This window comes from Variovorax sp. RTB1, assembly GCF_035018765.1.
GTDB lineage: Bacteria > Pseudomonadota > Gammaproteobacteria > Burkholderiales > Burkholderiaceae_C > Variovorax.
In genome coordinates, this window is sequence record NZ_JASJXG010000002.1 from 84,990 (window position 1) to 104,456 (window position 19,467).

Annotated in this window: 24 protein-coding genes and 1 tRNA gene; 4 read left to right on the forward strand and 21 right to left on the reverse strand. The window is 61.2% G+C overall.

Features of this window, described 5'->3' with window-relative positions:
- Positions 1-25: 25 nt before the first annotated feature.
- A complete protein-coding gene (gene secA, locus QN397_RS01835; protein WP_323495538.1) occupies positions 26-2,812 on the reverse strand; it encodes a preprotein translocase subunit SecA in 2,787 nt (928 codons plus the stop codon).
- Between the two features lie 170 nt (positions 2,813-2,982).
- Here secA and QN397_RS01840 point away from each other — a divergent pair, with 170 nt between their 5' ends.
- Positions 2,983-3,291 carry a DciA family protein gene (locus tag QN397_RS01840; protein ID WP_323495539.1) on the forward strand — a complete coding sequence of 103 codons (309 nt, stop codon included), beginning with the start codon at positions 2,983-2,985 and terminating at the stop codon, positions 3,289-3,291.
- Between the two features lie 70 nt (positions 3,292-3,361).
- On the opposite strand, the gene QN397_RS01845 is transcribed toward QN397_RS01840, so the two are convergent.
- The 3 genes from QN397_RS01845 to QN397_RS01855 are packed head-to-tail and all read right to left on the reverse strand — an operon-like array spanning position 3,362 to position 5,635.
- A complete protein-coding gene (locus QN397_RS01845) occupies positions 3,362-3,619 on the reverse strand; it encodes a hypothetical protein (RefSeq protein WP_323495540.1) in 258 nt (85 codons plus the stop codon).
- 22 nt (positions 3,620-3,641) lie between these two features.
- Positions 3,642-4,607, reverse strand: a complete 966-nt coding sequence (locus tag QN397_RS01850) for a PDR/VanB family oxidoreductase (protein WP_323495541.1) — start codon at positions 4,605-4,607, stop codon at positions 3,642-3,644.
- Positions 4,604-5,635: an aromatic ring-hydroxylating dioxygenase subunit alpha gene (locus QN397_RS01855; protein WP_323495542.1), complete on the reverse strand. Its 1,032-nt coding sequence runs from the start codon at positions 5,633-5,635 to the stop codon at positions 4,604-4,606. Before QN397_RS01855 ends, QN397_RS01850 begins: the two co-directional genes overlap by 4 nt.
- Before the next feature lie 116 nt (positions 5,636-5,751).
- Between QN397_RS01855 and QN397_RS01860 the strand changes: the two genes are divergently transcribed.
- A complete protein-coding gene (locus QN397_RS01860) occupies positions 5,752-6,444 on the forward strand; it encodes a TetR/AcrR family transcriptional regulator (RefSeq protein ID WP_323499906.1) in 693 nt (230 codons plus the stop codon).
- On the opposite strand, the gene QN397_RS01865 is transcribed toward QN397_RS01860, so the two are convergent.
- The 6 genes from QN397_RS01865 to petA form a co-directional block, all read right to left on the reverse strand.
- A tRNA-Thr gene (locus QN397_RS01865) sits at positions 6,418-6,493 on the reverse strand. The two genes, QN397_RS01860 and QN397_RS01865, sit on opposite strands and share 27 nt — an antisense overlap.
- A 68-nt stretch (positions 6,494-6,561) precedes the next feature.
- Entirely contained in the window at positions 6,562-7,131 is a 570-nt protein-coding gene (locus QN397_RS01870) for a ClpXP protease specificity-enhancing factor (RefSeq protein ID WP_323494662.1), read from the reverse strand.
- A gap of 27 nt (positions 7,132-7,158) precedes the next feature.
- Positions 7,159-7,770, reverse strand: a complete 612-nt coding sequence (locus QN397_RS01875) for a glutathione S-transferase N-terminal domain-containing protein (RefSeq protein ID WP_187054559.1) — start codon at positions 7,768-7,770, stop codon at positions 7,159-7,161.
- A gap of 96 nt (positions 7,771-7,866) precedes the next feature.
- Positions 7,867-8,655, reverse strand: a complete 789-nt coding sequence (locus QN397_RS01880; protein ID WP_187054898.1) for a cytochrome c1 — start codon at positions 8,653-8,655, stop codon at positions 7,867-7,869.
- Between the two features lie 54 nt (positions 8,656-8,709).
- Positions 8,710-10,146, reverse strand: a complete 1,437-nt coding sequence (locus QN397_RS01885; RefSeq protein ID WP_187054558.1) for a cytochrome b — start codon at positions 10,144-10,146, stop codon at positions 8,710-8,712.
- 11 nt (positions 10,147-10,157) lie between these two features.
- Positions 10,158-10,778: a ubiquinol-cytochrome c reductase iron-sulfur subunit gene (gene petA / locus QN397_RS01890; protein ID WP_323494663.1), complete on the reverse strand. Its 621-nt coding sequence runs from the start codon at positions 10,776-10,778 to the stop codon at positions 10,158-10,160.
- Between the two features lie 162 nt (positions 10,779-10,940).
- On the opposite strand from petA, the gene mscL reads away from it, so the two are divergent.
- Positions 10,941-11,369 carry a large conductance mechanosensitive channel protein MscL gene (gene mscL / locus QN397_RS01895; RefSeq protein ID WP_323494664.1) on the forward strand — a complete coding sequence of 143 codons (429 nt, stop codon included), beginning with the start codon at positions 10,941-10,943 and terminating at the stop codon, positions 11,367-11,369.
- On the opposite strand, the gene pdxA is transcribed toward mscL, so the two are convergent.
- Positions 11,356-12,426: a 4-hydroxythreonine-4-phosphate dehydrogenase PdxA gene (pdxA, locus tag QN397_RS01900; RefSeq protein ID WP_323494665.1), complete on the reverse strand. Its 1,071-nt coding sequence runs from the start codon at positions 12,424-12,426 to the stop codon at positions 11,356-11,358. The two genes, mscL and pdxA, sit on opposite strands and share 14 nt — an antisense overlap.
- On the reverse strand, positions 12,423-13,196 hold the full coding sequence (locus tag QN397_RS01905; protein ID WP_187054554.1) for a Nif3-like dinuclear metal center hexameric protein: 774 nt from the start codon (positions 13,194-13,196) through the stop codon (positions 12,423-12,425). The genes pdxA and QN397_RS01905 overlap by 4 nt, the downstream gene beginning before the upstream one ends.
- A gap of 77 nt (positions 13,197-13,273) precedes the next feature.
- On the opposite strand from QN397_RS01905, the gene QN397_RS01910 reads away from it, so the two are divergent.
- Positions 13,274-14,440, forward strand: a complete 1,167-nt coding sequence (locus tag QN397_RS01910; RefSeq protein ID WP_187054553.1) for a Do family serine endopeptidase — start codon at positions 13,274-13,276, stop codon at positions 14,438-14,440.
- Between the two features lie 61 nt (positions 14,441-14,501).
- On the opposite strand, the gene tatC is transcribed toward QN397_RS01910, so the two are convergent.
- The 9 genes from tatC to QN397_RS01955 all read right to left on the reverse strand — a co-directional run bounded on the left by tatC (position 14,502) and on the right by QN397_RS01955 (position 19,359).
- Positions 14,502-15,311, reverse strand: coding sequence for a twin-arginine translocase subunit TatC (tatC, locus tag QN397_RS01915; protein WP_323494666.1), 810 nt, complete (start codon positions 15,309-15,311; stop codon positions 14,502-14,504).
- 69 nt (positions 15,312-15,380) lie between these two features.
- Complete coding sequence (gene tatB / locus QN397_RS01920) at positions 15,381-15,842, reverse strand: Sec-independent protein translocase protein TatB (RefSeq protein WP_187054551.1); 462 nt, start codon at positions 15,840-15,842, stop codon at positions 15,381-15,383.
- Positions 15,843-15,855: 13 nt separating this feature from the next.
- The gene (gene tatA, locus QN397_RS01925) at positions 15,856-16,092 is read right to left on the reverse strand and encodes a Sec-independent protein translocase subunit TatA (RefSeq protein ID WP_323494667.1); all 237 of its coding nucleotides are present in this window, start codon (positions 16,090-16,092) and stop codon (positions 15,856-15,858) included.
- A 44-nt stretch (positions 16,093-16,136) separates the two neighbouring features.
- A complete protein-coding gene (locus tag QN397_RS01930; RefSeq protein WP_323494668.1) occupies positions 16,137-16,496 on the reverse strand; it encodes a histidine triad nucleotide-binding protein in 360 nt (119 codons plus the stop codon).
- Positions 16,486-16,875 (reverse strand): DUF4870 family protein, encoded by a 390-nt coding sequence (locus QN397_RS01935; protein ID WP_187054548.1) that lies wholly within the window; start codon positions 16,873-16,875, stop codon positions 16,486-16,488. Before QN397_RS01935 ends, QN397_RS01930 begins: the two co-directional genes overlap by 11 nt.
- 9 nt (positions 16,876-16,884) lie before the next feature.
- Positions 16,885-17,262, reverse strand: coding sequence for a phosphoribosyl-ATP diphosphatase (locus tag QN397_RS01940; RefSeq protein WP_323494669.1), 378 nt, complete (start codon positions 17,260-17,262; stop codon positions 16,885-16,887).
- The gene (hisI, locus tag QN397_RS01945; RefSeq protein ID WP_187054546.1) at positions 17,259-17,651 is read right to left on the reverse strand and encodes a phosphoribosyl-AMP cyclohydrolase; all 393 of its coding nucleotides are present in this window, start codon (positions 17,649-17,651) and stop codon (positions 17,259-17,261) included. The genes QN397_RS01940 and hisI overlap by 4 nt, the downstream gene beginning before the upstream one ends.
- A 20-nt stretch (positions 17,652-17,671) precedes the next feature.
- Positions 17,672-18,472 (reverse strand): imidazole glycerol phosphate synthase subunit HisF, encoded by an 801-nt coding sequence (hisF, locus tag QN397_RS01950; protein ID WP_323494670.1) that lies wholly within the window; start codon positions 18,470-18,472, stop codon positions 17,672-17,674.
- Positions 18,473-18,516: 44 nt separating this feature from the next.
- Positions 18,517-19,359 carry a D-hexose-6-phosphate mutarotase gene (locus tag QN397_RS01955; protein WP_323494671.1) on the reverse strand — a complete coding sequence of 281 codons (843 nt, stop codon included), beginning with the start codon at positions 19,357-19,359 and terminating at the stop codon, positions 18,517-18,519.
- Between the last annotated feature and the right edge of the window lie 108 nt (positions 19,360-19,467).

The window sequence follows — 19,467 nt, forward strand, 5'->3', positions numbered from 1 at the left end:
TTAGATGGTTTTGGTTCCTTGCCAATCAGCTCAACTTGCCGTGGCAGTGTTTGAATTTCTTTCCGCTGCCGCACGGGCATGGATCGTTGCGCCCGACGCGCGCCAACGCAGCGGCTTCAGCGCCCAGCGTGCCGAGCCCAGCCGCGGCGATGCGACGCTGACTCTCTTCCTCAACGCGCACTTCTACTTCGCCCGATTCCGTTGGCGCCGAGTAGGTTATGTTGGCGAGGTTCTCACCGCGGCTCTCGAGCGCTTCGGCGGCTTCTTCGAGCTGTTCACCGGACTGCACCCGCACCGTCATCAGCTGACGCGTCACTTCGTTCTTGACCGAGTCGAGCAGCTGGCCGAAGAGCTCGAAAGCCTCGCGCTTGTATTCCTGCTTGGGCTGCTTTTGCGCATAGCCGCGCAGATGGATGCCCTGGCGCAGATAGTCCAGCGATGCCAGATGTTCGCGCCAATGCGTGTCGATGCTTTGCAGCAAGACCATGCGTTCGAACTGCGTGAAGTTCTCTTGCCCGATCAACGCCACCTTGGCGTCGAAGGCGGCATTGGCTGCTGCAACGACCTTTTCGACGACCTCTTCGTCGGAGATGGATGCGGCCGATTCGACTTCTTTTTGCAACGGAATGTCGAGGCCCCACTCGGTGTTCAGCGACTTCTCGAGCGCAGCCAGCTGCCATTGCTCTTCAACCGATTCCGGCGGGACGAACTGTCGCGCGAGATCGGTAAAACAGCCTTCGCGCAGCGCCTCGATCTGCGCCGTCAGGTCGGATGCATCAAGAATGTCGTTGCGCTGCTGATAGATCACCTTGCGCTGATCGTTCGAAACATCGTCGTACTCGAGCAACTGCTTGCGCACATCGAAATTGCGCGCCTCGACCTTGCGCTGCGCGCTCTCGATGCTGCGCGTGACGATGCCGGCTTCGATGGCCTCTCCGTCCGGCATCTTGAGACGGTCCATGATCGCCTTCACCCGATCGCCTGCAAAAATACGCATCAACGGATCGTCCAAGCTCAGGTAGAAGCGCGACGAGCCCGTATCGCCTTGCCGGCCTGAGCGGCCACGCAGTTGATTGTCGATACGACGTGATTCATGCCGTTCGGTCGCGATGATGCGCAAACCGCCAAGCGACTTCACGAACTCGTGGTCCTTGTCCCATTCGACGCGCAGCGTTGCGATTTCGGCCTGCTTGCCCGCATCGTCCAGGCCCTCGTCGGCCTCGACCAGCTCGATCATTTTCTCGACGTTGCCGCCAAGAACGATGTCGGTGCCGCGACCGGCCATGTTGGTCGCGATGGTGATCATCTTCGTGCGGCCGGCTTGCGCCACGATGTCGGCCTCACGCGCATGCTGCTTCGCGTTGAGCACCTGGTGCGGGAGGCCCGCCTTGTTCAGCAGCTCGTCGATGATTTCGGAGTTCTCGATCGACGAGGTGCCGACCAGCACCGGCTGACCGCGGTCGTAGCACTCGCGAATATCCTCGATCGCAGCTTCGTACTTTTCGCGCGTGGTCTTGTAGACGCGGTCGAGCTGGTCTTCGCGCTTGCTGTGTCGATTCGGCGGAATGATCGTGGTTTCGAGCCCGTAGATTTCCTGGAACTCGTAGGCCTCGGTGTCTGCCGTACCCGTCATGCCAGCCAGCTTGCCGTAGAGACGGAAATAGTTCTGAAACGTGATCGACGCCAGCGTCTGGTTCTCGGCCTGGATCTGCACGCCTTCCTTGGCTTCGACGGCCTGATGCAAACCATCGCTCCAGCGGCGGCCCGTCATCAGGCGGCCAGTGAATTCGTCGACGATCACAACCTCGCCCTCTTGCACCACGTAATGCTGATCGCGGTGATAGAGGTGCCGCGCACGCAGCGCGGCGTTCAGGTGGTGCATCAGCGTGATATTGGTCGGGTCGTAGAGCGATGCGCCATCGGGCAAGAGCTTGAACTCGCTGAGGATGCGCTCGGCGTTCTCGTGACCGTCTTCGGTCAGAAAGACCTGATGCGTTTTTTCGTCGACGGTGAAGTCGCCGGGCTTGGTGACGCCCTCGCCGGTGCGGGGATCGGCTTCACCTTCCTGCTTGGTGAGCAGCGGTACGACCTTGTTGATCGCGAGGTAGGTGTCTGTGTGGTCTTCGGCCTGGCCGCTGATGATCAGCGGCGTGCGAGCCTCGTCGATCAGGATGGAATCGACTTCGTCGACGATGGCGTAGTTAAGGCCGCGCTGAACCCGATCGCCGGGCTCGTAGACCATGTTGTCGCGCAGATAGTCGAAGCCGTACTCGTTGTTCGTGCCGTACGTGATGTCGCTGCCATACGCCTGCTGCTTTTCTTCGCGCGGCATGTTCGGCAGGTTGATGCCGACCGATAGACCGAGAAAGTTGTAGAGCCGGCCCATCCATTTCGCGTCGCGGCTGGCCAGGTAGTCGTTCACTGTGACGACATGCACTCCCTTGCCCGACAGCGCGTTCAGGTACACCGGCAACGTGGCGGTCAACGTCTTGCCCTCGCCGGTACGCATCTCAGAAATCTTGCCGTTGTGCAGGGCCATGCCGCCGAGCAACTGCACATCGAAGTGGCGCATCTTCATGACACGCTTGGAACCTTCTCGCACAGTCGCAAAGGCTTCGGGCAGCAGGTCGTCGAGGGTTTCGCCCTTGGCGGCGCGGGCCTTGAACTCCTCGGTCTTGGCGCGCAGGGCGTCGTCGCTCAGCTTTTCGAACTCGGATTCGAGCGCATTGATGCGTTCGACCGTCTTCCGATATTGCTTCAGGAGACGGTCGTTGCGACTGCCGAAAATCTGGGTCAGGAAATTGGTTGCCATGAGTGGAGGATCGACGGACACCCTGCACGCGGGGCGCTGCGATCCAGATCCCTAAGATATGGTGAAAGCAATTGGGCGCACTTTCATGAAAAGCAAGCGGCCCTGATGCCAGGCGAATGCGCCGACAAACCCCGCATTTTAGCCAGCTTGTTTCAGTCCGTTATTTCCCTATGACCCGCCGCACAACCACCTTCACATTGCTCCAGGCTGCCGACGGCTCCCCCACCCTCGCGGGCTTGCTGGCACGCGCCCGCGACGCCTCGGAACGTCTAAAAGCGGTGGAAGAGCTGATACCGAAGGAGATGCGTGCCGCGGTTCAGCCCGGCCCGGCCGACGGCGATGTGTGGTGCGTGCTGGTCAATGGCAGCGCCGCGGCGGCCAAGCTGCGCCAGCTGGCACCCATGATCGTCGCGCGACTGAAGGACCGGGGCTGGGAGGTGGCGACGTTGCGAATCAAGGTGCAGCAGACTCGACGCTGACTGCGATCGCCGCTCTGGCCGACTCACGGCTTTTTGCTTTCTCAGAGCGCGCGCAAGCTGCTCGAGTGGCTCAGGGCTTGTCGCCGCGCTTGCTCGCTCCGTCGTCCATGAAGCCCGGGTTGCGGCCCGCCGTTGCTTGCTTCGGCACCATGACGCCGCCGGGCGCCCGAACCAGTTTTTCCGGCTTGGGTGCATCGACAGCGGCCCGCGCCTTTTTGACCGGGTGAGCGCCATGTCGCTTCACAGGCGCTGCATCGGCGGTGTTCACCATGACGGCAGCGGTGGCAACGAAGAACGCAAAAACGATTTTTGAGATCGAGCAAGACATCAGAAAACCTCGCAGTTGAAGGTCACAAATCAAGCACCAGAAGCCGCGACTTCGAGCGCGAACAACACGGCGTGAACTGGTCGTTGGCCGCCTGCTCTTCCGGCGTCAGGTACATGTCCCTATGGTCGGGCTCACCTTCGAGCACGCGCGTCAGACAAGTACCACAGACGCCCTGCTCGCACGAAGTCAACACCTCGATGCCGGCGGCGGCCAGGGCTTGCACCACGGTCTGCTCTTTGGAGACGAAGACAACCTTGCCCGAACTCGCAAGCTTCACCTCGAAGCTGGCGTCGTCCTTTGATTTGACGACTTCCGCGCCAAAAAATTCACAGTGAAGTTGCTCCGCCGGCCAGCCCGCGGCGCGGGCGGCATTCAGCAACCAGTCCATGAAGCCCTTGGGCCCGCAGACATACAAATGCACCCCTGGGTTCATCTTGGACAACAGCCGGGCGAGGTCCAGCTTCTGCGCTGAATCGCCGTCGTCGAAATGGAATTGCACCTTCGCTGCAAACGCAGAAGCTGCGATGCGTTGACGGAACGCAGTGCGCTCGGGCGAGCGAGTGCAGTAGTGCATTTCCAGCGACGCTCCCGTCACCGCGAGGCGCTCCGCCATACACAAAATCGGCGTGACCCCGATGCCTCCAGCGACAAGCACGCTGTGCTTCGCTTCGTGCGCCAGCGGAAAGTGATTTTTCGGCGCGCCGATGTGCAAGATGTCGCCTTCGTTGACCGCATCGTGAAGGCTTTGCGAGCCGCCACGCGAGCCTGGGTCACGCAGCACGCCGATCAGGTAGCGATGCGCTTCTTTCGGGTCGTTGCACAGCGAATACTGGCGAGTCAACCCGTTAGGCAAGTGCACGTCGATGTGGGAACCTGCCGAAAACGCCGGCAAGAGACGCTCGTCGATGCTGACCAGTTCGAAGGTTGCAATGTCGATGGCCTCGTCGACCTTGCGAGCGACGCGAACCTGATGGTCACTTGGCGTCACGAAGCGCTCTCCGCCGCGAGGATACGGTCGAGCACGCGGCGCGACTGAACTCCTCCCGAGTCGATATTCAGCTTGAGCAACGCGCGGTGAGGGTGCGCCGACAGGTTCCTTTGCTGGCGCTCGAGCATCTCGAGGTCTTCACCGAAAATTTTGGCCTGGCCTTCGCGGATGCTGGCTGTCAACGCCTTGTCGTTTGGATTGAAGTTACGCGCCATGCCCCAGAAATACCAGATCGACGTCTCGGTTTCCGGCGTGATGAAGTCGACCACGATGCTCGACGCCTTGAACTTGGCGTCGGCGTTGTAGCCGCCGTTGCCTGCGTGGGCGACGCCCACCTCGATGAGCACGTGACTCGGAGGGGTGAAGCGGCAGATTTGCCACCGATCCACCGGCACGTCGTCGGCCAGATGGTTGCCGCGCAACGCCATGCGCCAAAATGGCGGCGCCATGATGTTTTCCATGTGGCGGGCGGTGATCACTTCGTCGCCCTCGGTGGTCGTTTTGGTCGGCGTCTCGTCGATTTCCGGCTGCCCTATGCTGGTCGCATGAACGTAGGTTTCGTGCGTCAGATCCATCAGGTTGTCGATCATGAGGCGGTAGTCGCATTCGATGTGATAGAGCCCGCCGCCATACGCCCATTCGGGGCTTTCGGCCCACTCGAGCCGGTGGAGCTTGGCCTCGTCGGCTTGCGCTGGATCGCCGGGCCAGACCCAGACAAAGCCGTAGCGCTCGATCACCGGATAAGCACGTATCGCTGGAAAGCCGCGCACGCGTTGGCCCGGCATGGCGATGGTCTTGCCGTCGCATCCCATTTCCAGCCCGTGATAACCGCAGACCAGTTTGCCTTCGACCACTGAGCCCAGTGAGAGCGGCGCACCGCGATGTGGGCAAAAGTCTTCGAGCGCTGCGACCACGTTGTCCGGGCCGCGATAAAAAACGATCGCCTCACTGCAGATCTTTCGACCCAATGGTTTGTCGTCGATTTCCTCGGGCATGCAGGCAACATACCAAGCATTCTTCGGGAACATGCGTGTCTCTCTTTGGTGGGGTGGCACTCGCCACTTCAGGCAACTGACTCGTTTAATTGAGCGTGCTCAAATATAACTTTGCTCAATTTTCTCGTCAACGACTAGATAATGCGTAGATGCCCAACTTCGAGACTGAGCCGACACAAGCACCCCGAGCGGGCCTGCGCGAGCGGAGCAAAACCGACAAACGCAAGCGCATCATCGAGGCGGCGCGCGCTGTGTTCATCGAGCATGGCTACGAGGCGGCGACTACCCGCGAGATCGCCACGCGGGCTGACGTGTCCACCGGCACGGTATTCGTCTACGCCAAGGACAAGCGTGACTTGTTGCTGCAGGTGGTCAACGACGAGCTCGACGCGGTCAATCTCAAAGGACAAGCATTGCTGGAAAGACCGGGCTCGCTGCGCGAAAGATTGCTACCGTACTTCGAGCTCCGATACCGCTACTGGGCCAGCGAACCGCGGCTGGCGCGTCCGGCGCTGCGCGAGACGTCCGAATTTCTGGCGCCGGGGGCTACCCACGGCGAAGAGGCGCATCGCTTCTACGCCCGCCGCCCGGTGATCTTGGGCCACATCGAACAGATGGTGCGCGCTGCACAGAAAAGCGGAGAAGCACAGGATGACGTGCCCGCCGACCAGATCGCTTCGCTTATCTTCAGCCTGTACCTGATCGAGGTGCGCCGCTGGCTGAACGACGAGCCGCCAAGGCTCGCCAGTGGCATGAAGCGCCTGAGCGCCGTGCTGGGATTGTTTGTGCGGGGCATCTTGAGCCCCGGCCATGAATGGTGCCGCTTGTCGGAATCGAACTGACGACCTACCGCTTACAAGGCGGTTGCTCTACCAACTGAGCTAAAGCGGCGGGATCTGGATTTTAGCGGTGCGCGTAGCGCGCATCGCGGTGTCAACTTGTAGCCTCGACTTCGTCGACTATTTGATGCGTTTCAACGAGGGCTTGGCGCCGCCGCCCGCTGGGGGCCGCGGCGGATCGTCCTGATCCGTCGGTGCATCTTCGGCTGTGCCACGGTGGCCGGGCAACTCGTCGCCAGTGACGAGGTGCATGATTTTGGTGTCGCTGGCACCGTCGCCGCGTTGCGCTGCGCGCACCGGTGAGCGCCCGTCGCCTATATCAACGGTTGACTGAGTTACCTGTGGGCCTTTTGCAGCAGCCGGCTGCGCAGGCGCCGGAAAAGCCATCCCCTGCCCGTTCTCACGCGCGTAGATGGCAATCACGCGACCGACCGGTACGTTGATCTCGCGCGCCGTGCCTGCGAAGCGAGCCTTGAACTCGATGAAATCGTTGCCGAGCTTGAGCGAACTCGTCGCGTCAAAGCTGATGTTCAACACGATCTCGCCGTTCTTGACGTACTCGCGCGGGACCTGCACGGTCTCGTCGACCAGTACCGCGACATAGGGCGTGAACCCGTTGTCGGTGCACCATTCGTACAGTGCCCGAATGAGGTACGGTCGCGTGGAAGACGATTCGAGCGCGTTGATCATTTCGACAAAGTCACCGGCAAAGAGCGCTTACTTGCGCATGACCTTTTCAGACGGCGTCAGCGCTTCGATGTAGGCCGGGCGCGAAAAAATGCGTTCGGCGTACTTGAGTAGCGGTGCAGCGTTCTTGCTGAGATCGATGCCGTAGTAGTCAAGGCGCCAGAGCAGCGGTGCAATCGCGACGTCGAGCATCGAGAAGTTGTCGCCAAGCATGTACTTGTTCTTCAAGAAAACCGGCGCGAGCTGCGTAAGGCGATCGCGAATGTGTGCACGGGCCTTCTCAAGCGCCTTATCGTTGCCTTTCGACGTGCGGTTTTCGAGCGTCGACACATGCACGAAAAGTTCCTTTTCGAAGTTGAGCAGAAACAGCCGGACGCGTGCGCGGTCGACCGGGTCGCCGGGCATCAATTGCGGATGCGGAAAGCGCTCGTCGATGTACTCGTTGATGATGTTCGACTCGTACAGGATGAGGTCGCGCTCGACCAGGATCGGCACTTGCCCGTACGGGTTCATCACGCTGATGTCTTCTGGCTTGTTATAGAGGTCGACGTCGCGAATTTCGAAGTCCATGCCTTTCTCGAACAAGACAAAGCGGCAGCGATGGGAAAAGGGGCAGGTTGTTCCTGAATACAGAACCATCATGGCGAAAGACTCCTAAAAATCAAAAAGAGTGGGCAGCATCAGCAACCCACTCTGGAGGACCGGACGCGTCAGCGGCCGATCGGCGGTAAGCGGGCGCTACTTGACTTCTTTCCAGTAAGACGCGTTCAACCGCCACGTAAAGACCACCGCCATCAGCAAGAACAACAAGACCCACACACCGATGCGTACACGCGTGTTTTGTGCAGGCTCGGCCATCCATTGAAGGTAGCTGACGAGATCGCCAATGGACTGGTCGTACTGCAAAGGCGTCATGGTGCCCGGAGTGACCTGTTGCCAGCCTTTGAACACCTCGGTCTCATGACCGTGTTGCTCGATCTTCTCGTAGACCGGGCGACGGTCACCTTGCAGTTCCCACAGCACATGCGGCATGGCCACGCTCGGGTAGGCCATGTTGTTCCAGCCCGTCGCTTTGGTGTCGTCGCGGTAGAACGTGCGCAGGTAGGTGTAAAGATAGTCAGCGCCAGTGCCGCCATGGCCAGCGCGCGAGCGCGCGACCAAAGTCAGGTCGGGTGGATTGGCGCCGAACCATTCCTTGGCCTGCCGAGGATCGATGTTGGCCTTCATGGTCTCGCCGACCTTGTCGGTCGTGAACAGAAGATTGTCCTTAATCTGCTGCTCGGTTATGCCGATGTCCTGCAGCCGGTTGTAGCGCATGAACGCAGCCGAGTGGCAGTTCAGGCAGTAGTTGACGAAGAGCTTGGCGCCGTTTTGCAACGCGGCAACGTCGTTTGTTTTGTTGGGCGCCTTGTCCCAAACATAACCTTCGCTTTCGGCAGCAGCCGGGGCAGCCACCACAAAGGCCAAGCCTAGGGCGAGGCTGAACGTTGCCAGCCAGCTGGCAATACCCTGCTTCAGCGTCTTCATCGTGGTCGCAGAGCCTGTCGATGTATTTGTCTTTTTGGTCATGCTGGTCCGGCCTCAGTGCGCAGCAAAGACCACGCGGTCGGGCACCGGCTTGAACTCGCCTGCGCGACTCCAGAGAGGCATCAGGAGAAAGAAACCGAAGTAGAGCAACGTGCCGACTTGCGAAACCGTCTGCGCGATGTCGAGCGTGAGGGAGCCAATCGTGATGCCGCCCCATACGCCTGGCGGCTCGATACCTAGGTACCCCAAGATCAAGAAGAAGAATACGAACACGCCGTATACATACTTGTGCCAGCTCGGGCGATAACGAATTGACCGCACTTCGCTGTGATCGAGCCACGGCAGGAAGAACAGGATGATGACCGAACCACCCATCACCACGACGCCCCAAAACTTGGCGTCGAACGACTTCAGCAAGGCGATCAGCACCAAAGCCGCGACCACGACAGCCACCTTGATGAACATGCCCGACTTACCCTTGATGAAGTTCCAGACCGCCGCGATCGCGAGGATGAGCGCGAACACGTTGACCATGTCGTCAGTGGTCGCACGCAGCATCGAATAGAACGGAGTGAAATACCAGACCGGTGCGATGTGGTTCGGCGTCTTCAAAGAATCGGCCGGGATGAAATTGTTGTACTCCAGGAAGTAGCCACCCGCTTCAGGCGCGAAGAAGATCACCGCCGAGAAGATAGTGAGGAACACCACCACGCCGAAGATGTCGTGCACCGTGTAGTAGGGATGCGATGGGATGCCATCGACCGGGTGGCCATCGGCGCCGCGGTTCGCCTTGATCTCGATGCCGTCAGGATTGTTCGATCCCACCTCGTGCAGCGCGATCAAATGCGCAACAACCAAGCCGAGCAACACCAACGGCACGGCGATGACGTGGAAGCTGAAAAAGCGGTTGAGCGTGGCGTCGCTCACCACGTAGTCGCCGCGAATCAGCAATGCGAGGTCAGGGCCGACGAACGGGATCGCGGCGAACAGGTTCACGATCACCTGAGCGCCCCAATAGCTCATCTGGCCCCATGGCAGCAGATAGCCCATGAAGGCTTCAGCCATCAGACACAGAAAGATCGCGCAACCAAAGACCCAGATCAGTTCGCGAGGCTTGCGATAGCTGCCGTAAAGAAGCCCGCGGAACATATGCAGATACACCACGACGAAGAACGCGGAGGCACCCGTCGAATGCATGTAACGGATGAGCCAGCCCCAGGGCACGTCGCGCATGATGTACTCGACCGACGCAAACGCCTGCGTTGCATCGGGCTTGTAGTGCATGACCAGAAAAATGCCGGTCACGATCTGTATGACCAGCACCAGCATCGCAAGCGAACCGAAAACGTACCAAAAGTTAAGACTTTTCGGAGCGTAGTACTTGCCCCATTGGTCGTTCCACAGCTTGGTCAGCGGGAACCGGTTGTCGACCCAGTTCAGCAGCTTTTCACCGGCTGGTGCATTGGGCGATATCTCGTGGAATTCAGCCATGTGTTTGTCTCTCAAGCCTTGGCGTTTTTGTCTTCGCCGATGAGCAAACGCGTGTCGGTCATGTACATGTGCGGCGGCACCGGCAGGTTGTCGGGCGCGGGCTTGTTTTTGAACACGCGACCGGCAAGATCAAAGGTCGAGCCGTGGCAAGGGCACAGAAAACCGCCCTCCCAATCCGCAGGCAGCGAAGGCTGAGGGCCGGTTTGAAATCGATCGCTCGGCGAGCAGCCGAGGTGCGTGCAGATACCAACGACAACCAGCACTTCAGGCTTGATCGAGCGGTGCTCGTTCTGCGCGTATTTAGGAGTGAACTCGTCGGGATGCCGCTTTGACTGCGGGTCTGCCAGCTGCGGATCGAGCTTCGGCAACTCGGCGAGTTGCGCCGGCGTGCGCCTCAGAATCCAGACCGGCTTGCCGCGCCATTCGACGGTCATCTTCTCGCCGACCTTGAGAGCACTGATGTCCACTTCGACAGGTGCGCCCGCAGCCTTGGCCTTTTCCGAAGGCTCGAACGTGCTGATGAAGGGCACTGCGACGGCGACGCCGCCCACCGCGCCTGCACAACTGGATGCGATCAACCACGTCCGTCTGCTGGTGTCGATCCTGGGTTGGCCGACAGTGATGTCACTCATGGGGGTCCTCAATCTTCTTCGCTGGGGCTTGGCTCAACCCGCGATTGTAGCGGAGCGATACAGGCGAATTCAACGTGCGGCGGGGCGTCGACACACCCCGCAACGCCGTTTCAGCCTCCTATACTCGACGCCTGAATCAGCCCTAGCGCACGAGGAACCGGCATGAGTTTTATCAAGGAATTTCGCGAGTTCGCAGTCAAAGGGAACGTCGTTGACCTGGCAGTGGGCGTGATCATCGGGGCAGCGTTCGGCAAGATCGTCGACTCACTGGTCGGCGACATCATCATGCCGATCGTCGGGCTCGTATTCGGCAAGCTCGATTTTTCGAACTACTTCGTCGTGATGGGCACAGCGCCACCCGGCGTAGCCAACACGCTGGCCGACCTGAAGAAGGCTGGCGTACCCGTGCTCGCCTACGGCAGCTTCATCACCGTGGCGGTGAACTTCGCAATTCTTGCCTTCATCATTTTCCTCATGGTCAAACAGATCAACAAACTGCGCAGGCACGACGACGTGGCGCCACCCCCTGCGCCGACGCCCGAAGACATCGTGTTGTTGCGCGAAATCCGCGACAGCCTCAAACGCTCGTAACCGCAGCTTTATTTCTGCCGACGCCAGCCAACGTGCGGGCCATGCGCAGCGCCTCGATCAGGCTCGATGCATCTGCGCGTCCGGTGCCGGCAATGTCGAACGCCGTGCCGTGATCGGGGCTGGTGCGGACCAGCGGCAAGCCCAGCGTCACGTTGACGCCTTTGTCGACACCAAGATACTTGACGGGAATCAGCCCCTGGTCGTGGTACATCGCGACGACCACATCGAACTCGCCTTTGCGGCCTGGCGTCGCGCGCGCACGCATAAACACGGTGTCCGGCGCATACGGCCCGTGCGCGTCGATTCCTTCCAAACGCGCCGCGGCTATCGCCGGCGCGATGATGTGCTGCTCTTCCGAACCGAACAACCCACCCTCGCCTGCGTGGGGATTGAGGCCAGCCACGCCGATTCGCGGCGCGTGCCCCAGCGCCACTCCCAAAGCTGAATGCGTGATGCGCAACGTCTGCAACACGCCTTCGAACGTGACGGCGTCGATCGCGTTTCGAAGCGACATGTGGATGCTGACGAGCACAGTTCGCAGCTCGTCGTTTGCCAGCATCATGCGCACCGGCACCTTGGAGACAGGGCGCCCGAGATACGCCGCCGACTCGGCCTGCAGCAACTCGGTGTGACCGGGATATGGAAAACCAGCCGCAGCCAGAGACTCCTTGTGAAGCGGCGCAGTCACCATCGCAGCGATGTCACCGTGAAGCGCAGCACGCACCGCCCACACCACGCAGTCGCCCGCCACCTGTCCGGCCAATGCACTCACGATGCCCACGGCGAAAACGGGCGGCGGCTCGACCACTTGCAGCACCGGAACGCAACGAGGCGGAACATCGACCGCCTCGCTTGCGCTGTCGAGCAATGCCACCGGCCAAGCCAGTTGCCCCGGTGACGCCAGCGCCGTACATGCAGCGCGCACCGTCGCAACGTCGCCCGCAACGAAGCAACCTCGTGTGGCATCCGGCGCATCCCGAAAAGCCTTGACGATGATCTCGGGGCCGATACCTGCCGGGTCGCCCAACGTAATTGCAATGGGCTTCGTCGTCTTCATGCCGGGTTGTCGATGTCGATGAACTCGTGGGCCAAGCCGAGCTGCGCAGCGATATGCCCGGCCACAGCAGGCGCACCGTAGCGTTCTGTCGCGTGATGGCCGCAGGCGAGATACGCCACACCCATTTCGCGCGCGTAATGCGCTTGCGGCTCTGAAATTTCTCCGGTGATGAAGGCGTCGGCACCCGCCGCGATCGCTGCCTCGAAGTGGCCTTGCGCGCCACCGGTGCACCACGCAATAGTCTTGATCGGACGATGCGCGCCATCAACCAGCGTGACCGGGCGTCCGAGTATTTTTTCAACATGAATCGCGAGCAAAGCAGCGCTGGGGAACGATGCGCCATCGGTACGTCCGCCGAGAAACCCGAGCTCTTGCTCCCCGAACCGACCACCGGAGCCAGGTTGCGCGACCAAGCCCAGCTTGAGCCCAAGCTGCGCGTTGTTGCCGAGGTCGGGATGCGCGTCGAGCGGCAGGTGATACGCGAACAGATTTACGTCATCGCCAAGCAGCAACCCGAGCCGCTGCTTCATCCAGCCGGTGACACGCCCGTCCTGCCCGCGCCAGAACAAGCCGTGGTGGACAAAAATCGCGTCGGCTTCGGCATGAATGGCGGCTTCGATCAACGCACGGCTGGCAGTGACACCGGATACGATCTTGCGCACCACCGTACGGCCTTCGACTTGCAGGCCATTTGGCCCGTAGTCCTTGAAACGTGCGGGGGCCAGCAGCAGGTCGAACGCATGCAGGAGTTCGTGGCGGGTCGTGCTCATCACGCCATTGTGGCCGCGGCCGAAGGCCAGGCGCTGAGGGACAATGCGTTTTCTTTTTCTCCCCCTTTCCACTTCCCATGAAACGTATCTGGCTGCTGTTCGCCCAAGCCGTCACCGTGCTGCTGGCAGCTTTTTTCGTCGTGTCGACGCTCAAGCCCGAATGGGTCAACCGACGTGCCACGTTGCTCGGTGGCGTGGTGTCGGTCGTCGAAGCGCCCGCAGGCGCACTGAACAACATCGCGCCGGGCAGCTTGAGCGCTGCTGCCAAGAAGGCATCTCCCGCCGTGGTCAGCATCAACACCAGCAAGGCCGCACAGCGCAATCCGCGCAGCAACGACCCGTGGTTCAAGTTTTTCTTCGGCGACCAGGGGGGCGACCAGCCACAAGTCGGACTGGGCAGCGGCGTGATCGTCAGCGCCGATGGCTACATCCTGACCAACAACCATGTGGTCGAGGGCGCCGACGAGATCGAAGTTACGCTCAACGACAGCCGGCATGCGCATGGCAAAGTCATCGGCACCGACCCCGATACCGACTTGGCCGTGCTCAAGATCGAACTCGACAAGCTGCCGGTCATTACCCTTGGCAATTCGGACGGGCTGGAAGTGGGCGATCAGGTGCTGGCCATCGGCAACCCGTTCGGCGTCGGCCAGACCGTGACCAGTGGCATCGTCTCCGCACTCGGCCGCAACCAGTTGGGCATCAACAACTTCGAGAACTTTATTCAGACCGACGCCGCCATCAACCCGGGCAATTCCGGTGGTGCGCTGATCGACGTGAACGGCAACCTCGAAGGCATCAATACCGCGATCTATTCGCGCTCGGGCGGCAGCATGGGCATCGGCTTCGCGATCCCCGTGTCGATGGCGAAGATCGTGCTTGAAGGCATCGTCAAAGAAGGCCAGGTGCGGCGCGGCTGGATCGGCGTGGAGCCGAACAACCTGTCGCCCGAGCTGGCCGAAACCTTCGGTGTGAAGGCCGACACCGGCGTCATCATCACCGGCGTACTGCAGGCCGGGCCGGCTGCCAAAGCGGGGATTCGTCCGGGTGACGTCATCACCGGTGTGGGCGACAAGAAGATCGACAACGTGCAGGAGCTGTTGACTGCGGTCGCCGGACTCAAGCCGGGCAACGCCTCGCGCTTCGCCTTGCGCCGCGGCGGCGACAAGATGGAACTCGACGTGACGCCCGGCCTGCGACCCAAGACGCCGATTCGCAAGGCACCTGCGCAAGACAACGAATAAACGCCGACCGCCGCTCGGCGAAGTTCGGCTCAAGCGCCCTTCGGCTCAGCCGAATTTCAGCTCAAAGCTTGGCATCGACTTCGGTCGATGCCGCGATGTCGTCGGGCTTCTTGCTGTGCTTTACGAAGTATTTCGCGCCGAGGATGCCGATCTCGTAAAGCAGGCACATCGGAATGGCGAGCGCCAGTTGCGACACCACGTCGGGCGGCGTCAACACCGCGGCGACCACGAATGCGACGACAATGAAATAGCCGCGAAAAGAGCGCAGCTTTTCGACGGTGACCAACTCGAAGCGCACCAGCAACATCACCACGATCGGCACCTGAAACGCAACGCCGAACGCGATGTACAGCGACAGGATGGCTTCAACGTATGACGAGATGTCGGGCGTCGCATTGACCGACACCGGCGTGAAGCGCTGGATAAAGCCAAACATCTTGTCGAGCACGAAGAACTGCACGAAGCCGATGCCGGTGTACGCCAGCAAGCTGCCGAAGAAAATCAGCGGCAAGGCAAAGCGTTTTTCGTGGCTGTACAGGCCAGGCGCCACGAACATCCAGATCTGGTACATCAGCCAAGGCAGCGCCAGCAACACCGAGGTCATGCCCAACACTTTGAGCGGCACGAAAAACGGCGAGAACACGCCAATGGCGATCAGTTTGCCCCCACTTGGCATGTGCGCGCGAATCGGCACCGCGATCATGTCGATCAGACCACTCGGGCCGGGCCAAATAGCGAGCAGCGCCGCGGCGACGGCAAGGCCGTAGGCGCAATACAGCAATCGGTCGCGCAGCTCGACGAGATGCGCGACGAAAGGCTGCTCGGTGCCGGCCAGTTCGTCTTCTTTGTTATGGGTATCGGAATCAGCCATGGGGAGCAATGGAGAACAAGGAGCGCTGTCGGACGCCGTGCGGCGCGCGAGGGTCGCTGGGGTGGTGCGCTAGTTGATCTTGTGGGGGCGGAAGCGCGCAACGCGCGCCGCACCCGAAAGCGCCTTGGTGCGCACACCGTTGCGCGACTTGTACCACTGCGGGGTGGCGCCCTGTTTCAGGCGCCAGTTTTTGCGGGGATGCCTGTATTCCGGAACCACCGGCTCCGGCTCGGCCAGCGCCGACAACGTTTCGGCGCTGCTGCCGGAGAGCTGCTTTTCGAGATCGCTCGCGCTCGACTGGATGCTGCTCTGAACGTCGCGCGCCGCGTCTTCGACAGTGCTCTTCATCTTGCGCAACTCATCGAGCTCCATCGACCGATTGACCTCGGACTTGACGTCGTTGACATAGCGCTGCGCCTTGCCCAGCAGCATGCCGACGGTGCGCGCCACGCGGGGCAGCTTTTCGGGACCGATGACGACCAGCGCGACCACGCCGATCAGCGCCATCTTTTCTAGACCGAGGTCGAACACTGGGTGCGGCGGCTCAGGACTTCTGGCGCGCTTCGACGTCGATCGTCGACTTGTCGGCGGCCGGGTTCGACGTTACGTGACCGGCGGGCGGTACCGCCGTGTCGGTGCTCGACCCGTCTTTGACGCCGTCTTTGAAACCCTTGACGGCACCGCCAAGGTCGCTGCCCATATTGCGCAACTTCTTTGTGCCGAACACCATCACCACGATCAGCAGCACGATCAGCCAATGCCAGATAGAAAAAGAACCCATGGAAGACTCCTGAAGAATGTATGAATTTTAGTCTTGCGGCGATCTCAGCCGCGCAGCCACGGACGAGGGCCGCCCATGACGTGAACATGGAGATGGTGCACTTCTTGCCCACCTTCGGCGCCGGTATTGACTACGACGCGAAAGCCGCCTTCCGGGTAAGCGCGGCAGCCCTGCTCCGTCGCTAGGCTGGGCGCCAGCGTCATAATTTTTCCCATCAGCGCGGCGTGTGCGGGTGTCAGTTGCGCCATCGACGGAATATGGTCTTTGGGCACCATCATGAAATGGACCGGCGCCCAAGGCGCGATGTCGTGGAAGACGAACAGGTCGTCGTCTTCGTAGACCTTGCGCGAAGGAATCTTGCCTTCGATGATCTTGCAGAAAACGCAGTTCGGGTCAGACGACATTGCTGGTGTCCATCGGGCGGCCGTCGTTCATGCGGATCATTCCCTTGACGATGCGGTAGAGAAACCACAGGGAGATCAAGCCCCAGGCAATCCATCCCGGCACCAACAGCAGCAGCCAGAGCCACGAGGTCAGCAGGTACAGCACCCCAGCCCACAAGACTGAGCGAATGCGCCAGCTGAAGTGCGACGCCTGCCAAGTGCCGGCCGCATCATCGCGTTTGACCACGTCGATCACCAGCGCCACCAGCAGCAGCACGACCGACACCTGGGCGCCGGGCAACACGGCGCCGATGGCGACCACCAAATGCAGCACGTAGCTGACCCAGCCCCAGGTTTTGAGCGAGTTGTCGGGTTGAACGGTCACGATGTCGTTGGCCATGACGTCCTTTCAGTCGTTTGATGCTTCGCGGTCTTGCGCCTTGCGCAAGGACTTTTCTTCAATGCCGCTGGTGCCTTCGCGGCGCTCCAGTTCGGCCACCACGTCACGCGGCGACAGCCCGTAATGTGCCAGCGCTACCATACTGTGGAACCACAGGTCGGCCACTTCGTTCACTATTTTTTTGGCATCGCCGCCGTGGTCCGCATCTTTGGCGGCCATCACGACTTCAGTGGCTTCTTCGCCGATCTTTTTCAGAAAGGCATCCGGGCCACGATGCAACAACCGGGCCACGTAGCTCGTGTCCGGATCGCCGCCGCGGGCGGGCAACCGGCTTTCGATCACCGCAGCAAGGCGATCGAGTGCGTCGTCGATTCGGCTCGTGCTCATGATTTATAGATCGTTTCAGGGTCTTTGAGGACAGGCTCGACCGCCGTCCATTGCCCGCCTTCGTACTTGCTGAAGAAGCAGCTGTGGCGCCCTGTGTGGCAGGCGATGCCGGGTTCATGGCCGAGTTGCGTGACCTTGAGCAACACGACGTCGTTGTCGCAGTCCATCCGGATCTCGTGGACCTTTTGTTCATGGCCCGACTCCTCGCCCTTGAACCACAACTTTTCGCGCGACCGGCTGTAATACACCGCGCGGCCGAGCTCGGCGGTCTTTTCGAGCGCCTCGCGGTTCATCCAGGCGAACATCAACACGTCGTTGCTGCCGCGCTCCTGCGCGATGACCGGCACCAGGCCGTTCGCGTCCCACTTCACTTCATCGAGCCAATTCATTGGTGCATTGTCCCGGATCGCTAAATCCGCATCGGTATGCCACGGGAGGCCATCAGGGTCTTGGCCTCGCCGACCGTGAACTCACCGTAATGAAAGATGCTCGCCGCCAGCACCGCATCGGCGCCGCCGGTCTGCACGCCGTCCGCCAGATCGGCCAGTGTGCCGACGCCGCCGGAAGCGATCACCGGGATGCCGATCGCATCGCTCACGGCACGCGTGAGTTCCAGGTCAAAGCCGCTCTTGGTGCCGTCGCGGTCCATGCTGGTCAACAGGATTTCGCCGGCGCCGCGGCGTGCCATTTCGATGGCCCATTGCACAGCATCCAATCCCGTGTTCTGCCGCCCGCCATGGCTGTACACATCCCATCCGGGGCCGACGCGCAGACCGTTCGGCCCGATGCGCTCGGCCTCTTCGGCGCTGCGACGCTTGGCATCGATGGCGACCACGATGCATTGCGCGCCGTACTTGTGCGAGGCGTCGTCGATGACCTGCGGGTTCGCGATGGCGGCGGAGTTGAAGCTGGTCTTGTCGGCGCCCGCGTTGAGCAGCCGCCGCACGTCTTCGACGGTGCGCACGCCGCCGCCGACGGTCAGGGGAATGAATACCTGCGACGCCACCGCTTCGATGATCGGCAGGATCAAATCGCGACCGTCGCTGGTGGCGGTGATGTCGAGAAACGTGAGTTCGTCGGCGCCCTGTGCGTTGTAGCGCGCTGCGATTTCCACTGGGTCGCCGGCATCGCGCAGTTCGAGAAAGTTGACGCCCTTGACGACACGGCCACCGGTGACGTCGAGGCAAGGAATGATCCGTTTGGCGAGCATGGGTCGGTCGTAAAGAGTCAGCAGAAAATCGAAAAAAAAGAGATTCAGAGCACGGTGAATTGTTGCCAGCACTGCCACTGCGCGCCGGGTGCCAGCAGCACGTTCTCGTCGATGCGCGCGGCTTCCACGCAAAGCATGTGCCTGTAGCCGTCATCCGGCATGTCGCTCATCTTGGCGCTGAGCGCGGCGCCTGGGTTCCAGACCACGGTTTCGGTGCAACTCGCGCTTTGGGCGATCTGCAGTGTGCCGGAAGGCTGGACCAGTTTCAGCGGCGCCACCGGTGCACCGTAAACGCTGTCGAACTCGGCGTCGAAGTTCAGCGATTCAGTCATCTCGACGTGCCGCTCATTGCGTACCGAGTCCCAGCGCTTCGCATTCTGCAGGCCTTCCAACCGAGCATCGGCGATGTCGTCGACGTGCAGATAGCTGTGCAGCGCGGCGGCGAAGCTCCACGGTGCACTGTCGGTGTTGATGGCCACGAGAGTGGTGCGCAAGCTGCCGGGAGTCAGCGAAATACCAAGGCGCAAATCAAAGGTGCGGGGCCAGAGCGCCCGGGTGGCGTCGTTGTCGCGCAGCACCAGCGTCAGCTCGCCCGCCTTGGTTTCCGGAACTTCGGTCACGGCCTCCCAAAGCACGTTCCGCGCAAAACCATGCTTGGGCAGAGGGCCACGCTCGTTGAACTGCGGCCAGCACACCGGCACACCGCCGCGGATCGCGCTCTTCCCGTCGAACTGCGCGGCCGGGCTCAGGTAAATCCGCTCGATGCCATCGGCCGTGGTCCACGACAACAGGTGCGCGCCGTGCAACGCCACCACCGCGCGATCGCCGCCGGGCAGCGCCACTGCCAGCGCTGGCTGTCCGCGAAAAAGTAGAGATTGAGTCGGCATGCGCTCGATTCTATGGAGCGTGCGGCGTCGGCCCGTCCACCTTCATCGTCTCGGACGTGTTTCCGAGGCTGATCGAGAGGCTGATCGACCCTCGCTGTCGGCGTCTCG

Coding starts and splice junctions, on each gene's coding strand:
- mscL (WP_323494664.1), top strand. CDS start 10,941: ATGAGTTTTATCAAGGAATTTCGCGAGTTCGCAGTCAAAGGGAACGTC.
- QN397_RS01940 (WP_323494669.1), bottom strand. CDS start 17,262: ATGAGCACGAGCCGAATCGACGACGCACTCGATCGCCTTGCTGCGGTG.
- QN397_RS01955 (WP_323494671.1), bottom strand. CDS start 19,359: ATGCCGACTCAATCTCTACTTTTTCGCGGACAGCCAGCGCTGGCAGTG.
- QN397_RS01875 (WP_187054559.1), bottom strand. CDS start 7,770: ATGATGGTTCTGTATTCAGGAACAACCTGCCCCTTTTCCCATCGCTGC.
- QN397_RS01905 (WP_187054554.1), bottom strand. CDS start 13,196: ATGAGCACGACCCGCCACGAACTCCTGCATGCGTTCGACCTGCTGCTG.
- QN397_RS01880 (WP_187054898.1), bottom strand. CDS start 8,655: ATGAAGACGCTGAAGCAGGGTATTGCCAGCTGGCTGGCAACGTTCAGC.
- pdxA (WP_323494665.1), bottom strand. CDS start 12,426: ATGAAGACGACGAAGCCCATTGCAATTACGTTGGGCGACCCGGCAGGT.
- petA (WP_323494663.1), bottom strand. CDS start 10,778: ATGAGTGACATCACTGTCGGCCAACCCAGGATCGACACCAGCAGACGG.
- QN397_RS01860 (WP_323499906.1), top strand. CDS start 5,752: ATGCCCAACTTCGAGACTGAGCCGACACAAGCACCCCGAGCGGGCCTG.
- QN397_RS01885 (WP_187054558.1), bottom strand. CDS start 10,146: ATGGCTGAATTCCACGAGATATCGCCCAATGCACCAGCCGGTGAAAAG.
- hisF (WP_323494670.1), bottom strand. CDS start 18,472: ATGCTCGCCAAACGGATCATTCCTTGCCTCGACGTCACCGGTGGCCGT.
- QN397_RS01855 (WP_323495542.1), bottom strand. CDS start 5,635: ATGTTCCCGAAGAATGCTTGGTATGTTGCCTGCATGCCCGAGGAAATC.
- QN397_RS01870 (WP_323494662.1), bottom strand. CDS start 7,131: ATGATCAACGCGCTCGAATCGTCTTCCACGCGACCGTACCTCATTCGG.
- QN397_RS01935 (WP_187054548.1), bottom strand. CDS start 16,875: ATGGCCAACGACATCGTGACCGTTCAACCCGACAACTCGCTCAAAACC.
- hisI (WP_187054546.1), bottom strand. CDS start 17,651: ATGAATTGGCTCGATGAAGTGAAGTGGGACGCGAACGGCCTGGTGCCG.
- QN397_RS01910 (WP_187054553.1), top strand. CDS start 13,274: ATGAAACGTATCTGGCTGCTGTTCGCCCAAGCCGTCACCGTGCTGCTG.
- QN397_RS01930 (WP_323494668.1), bottom strand. CDS start 16,496: ATGTCGTCTGACCCGAACTGCGTTTTCTGCAAGATCATCGAAGGCAAG.
- secA (WP_323495538.1), bottom strand. CDS start 2,812: ATGGCAACCAATTTCCTGACCCAGATTTTCGGCAGTCGCAACGACCGT.
- QN397_RS01840 (WP_323495539.1), top strand. CDS start 2,983: ATGACCCGCCGCACAACCACCTTCACATTGCTCCAGGCTGCCGACGGC.
- QN397_RS01845 (WP_323495540.1), bottom strand. CDS start 3,619: ATGTCTTGCTCGATCTCAAAAATCGTTTTTGCGTTCTTCGTTGCCACC.
- tatA (WP_323494667.1), bottom strand. CDS start 16,092: ATGGGTTCTTTTTCTATCTGGCATTGGCTGATCGTGCTGCTGATCGTG.
- tatC (WP_323494666.1), bottom strand. CDS start 15,311: ATGGCTGATTCCGATACCCATAACAAAGAAGACGAACTGGCCGGCACC.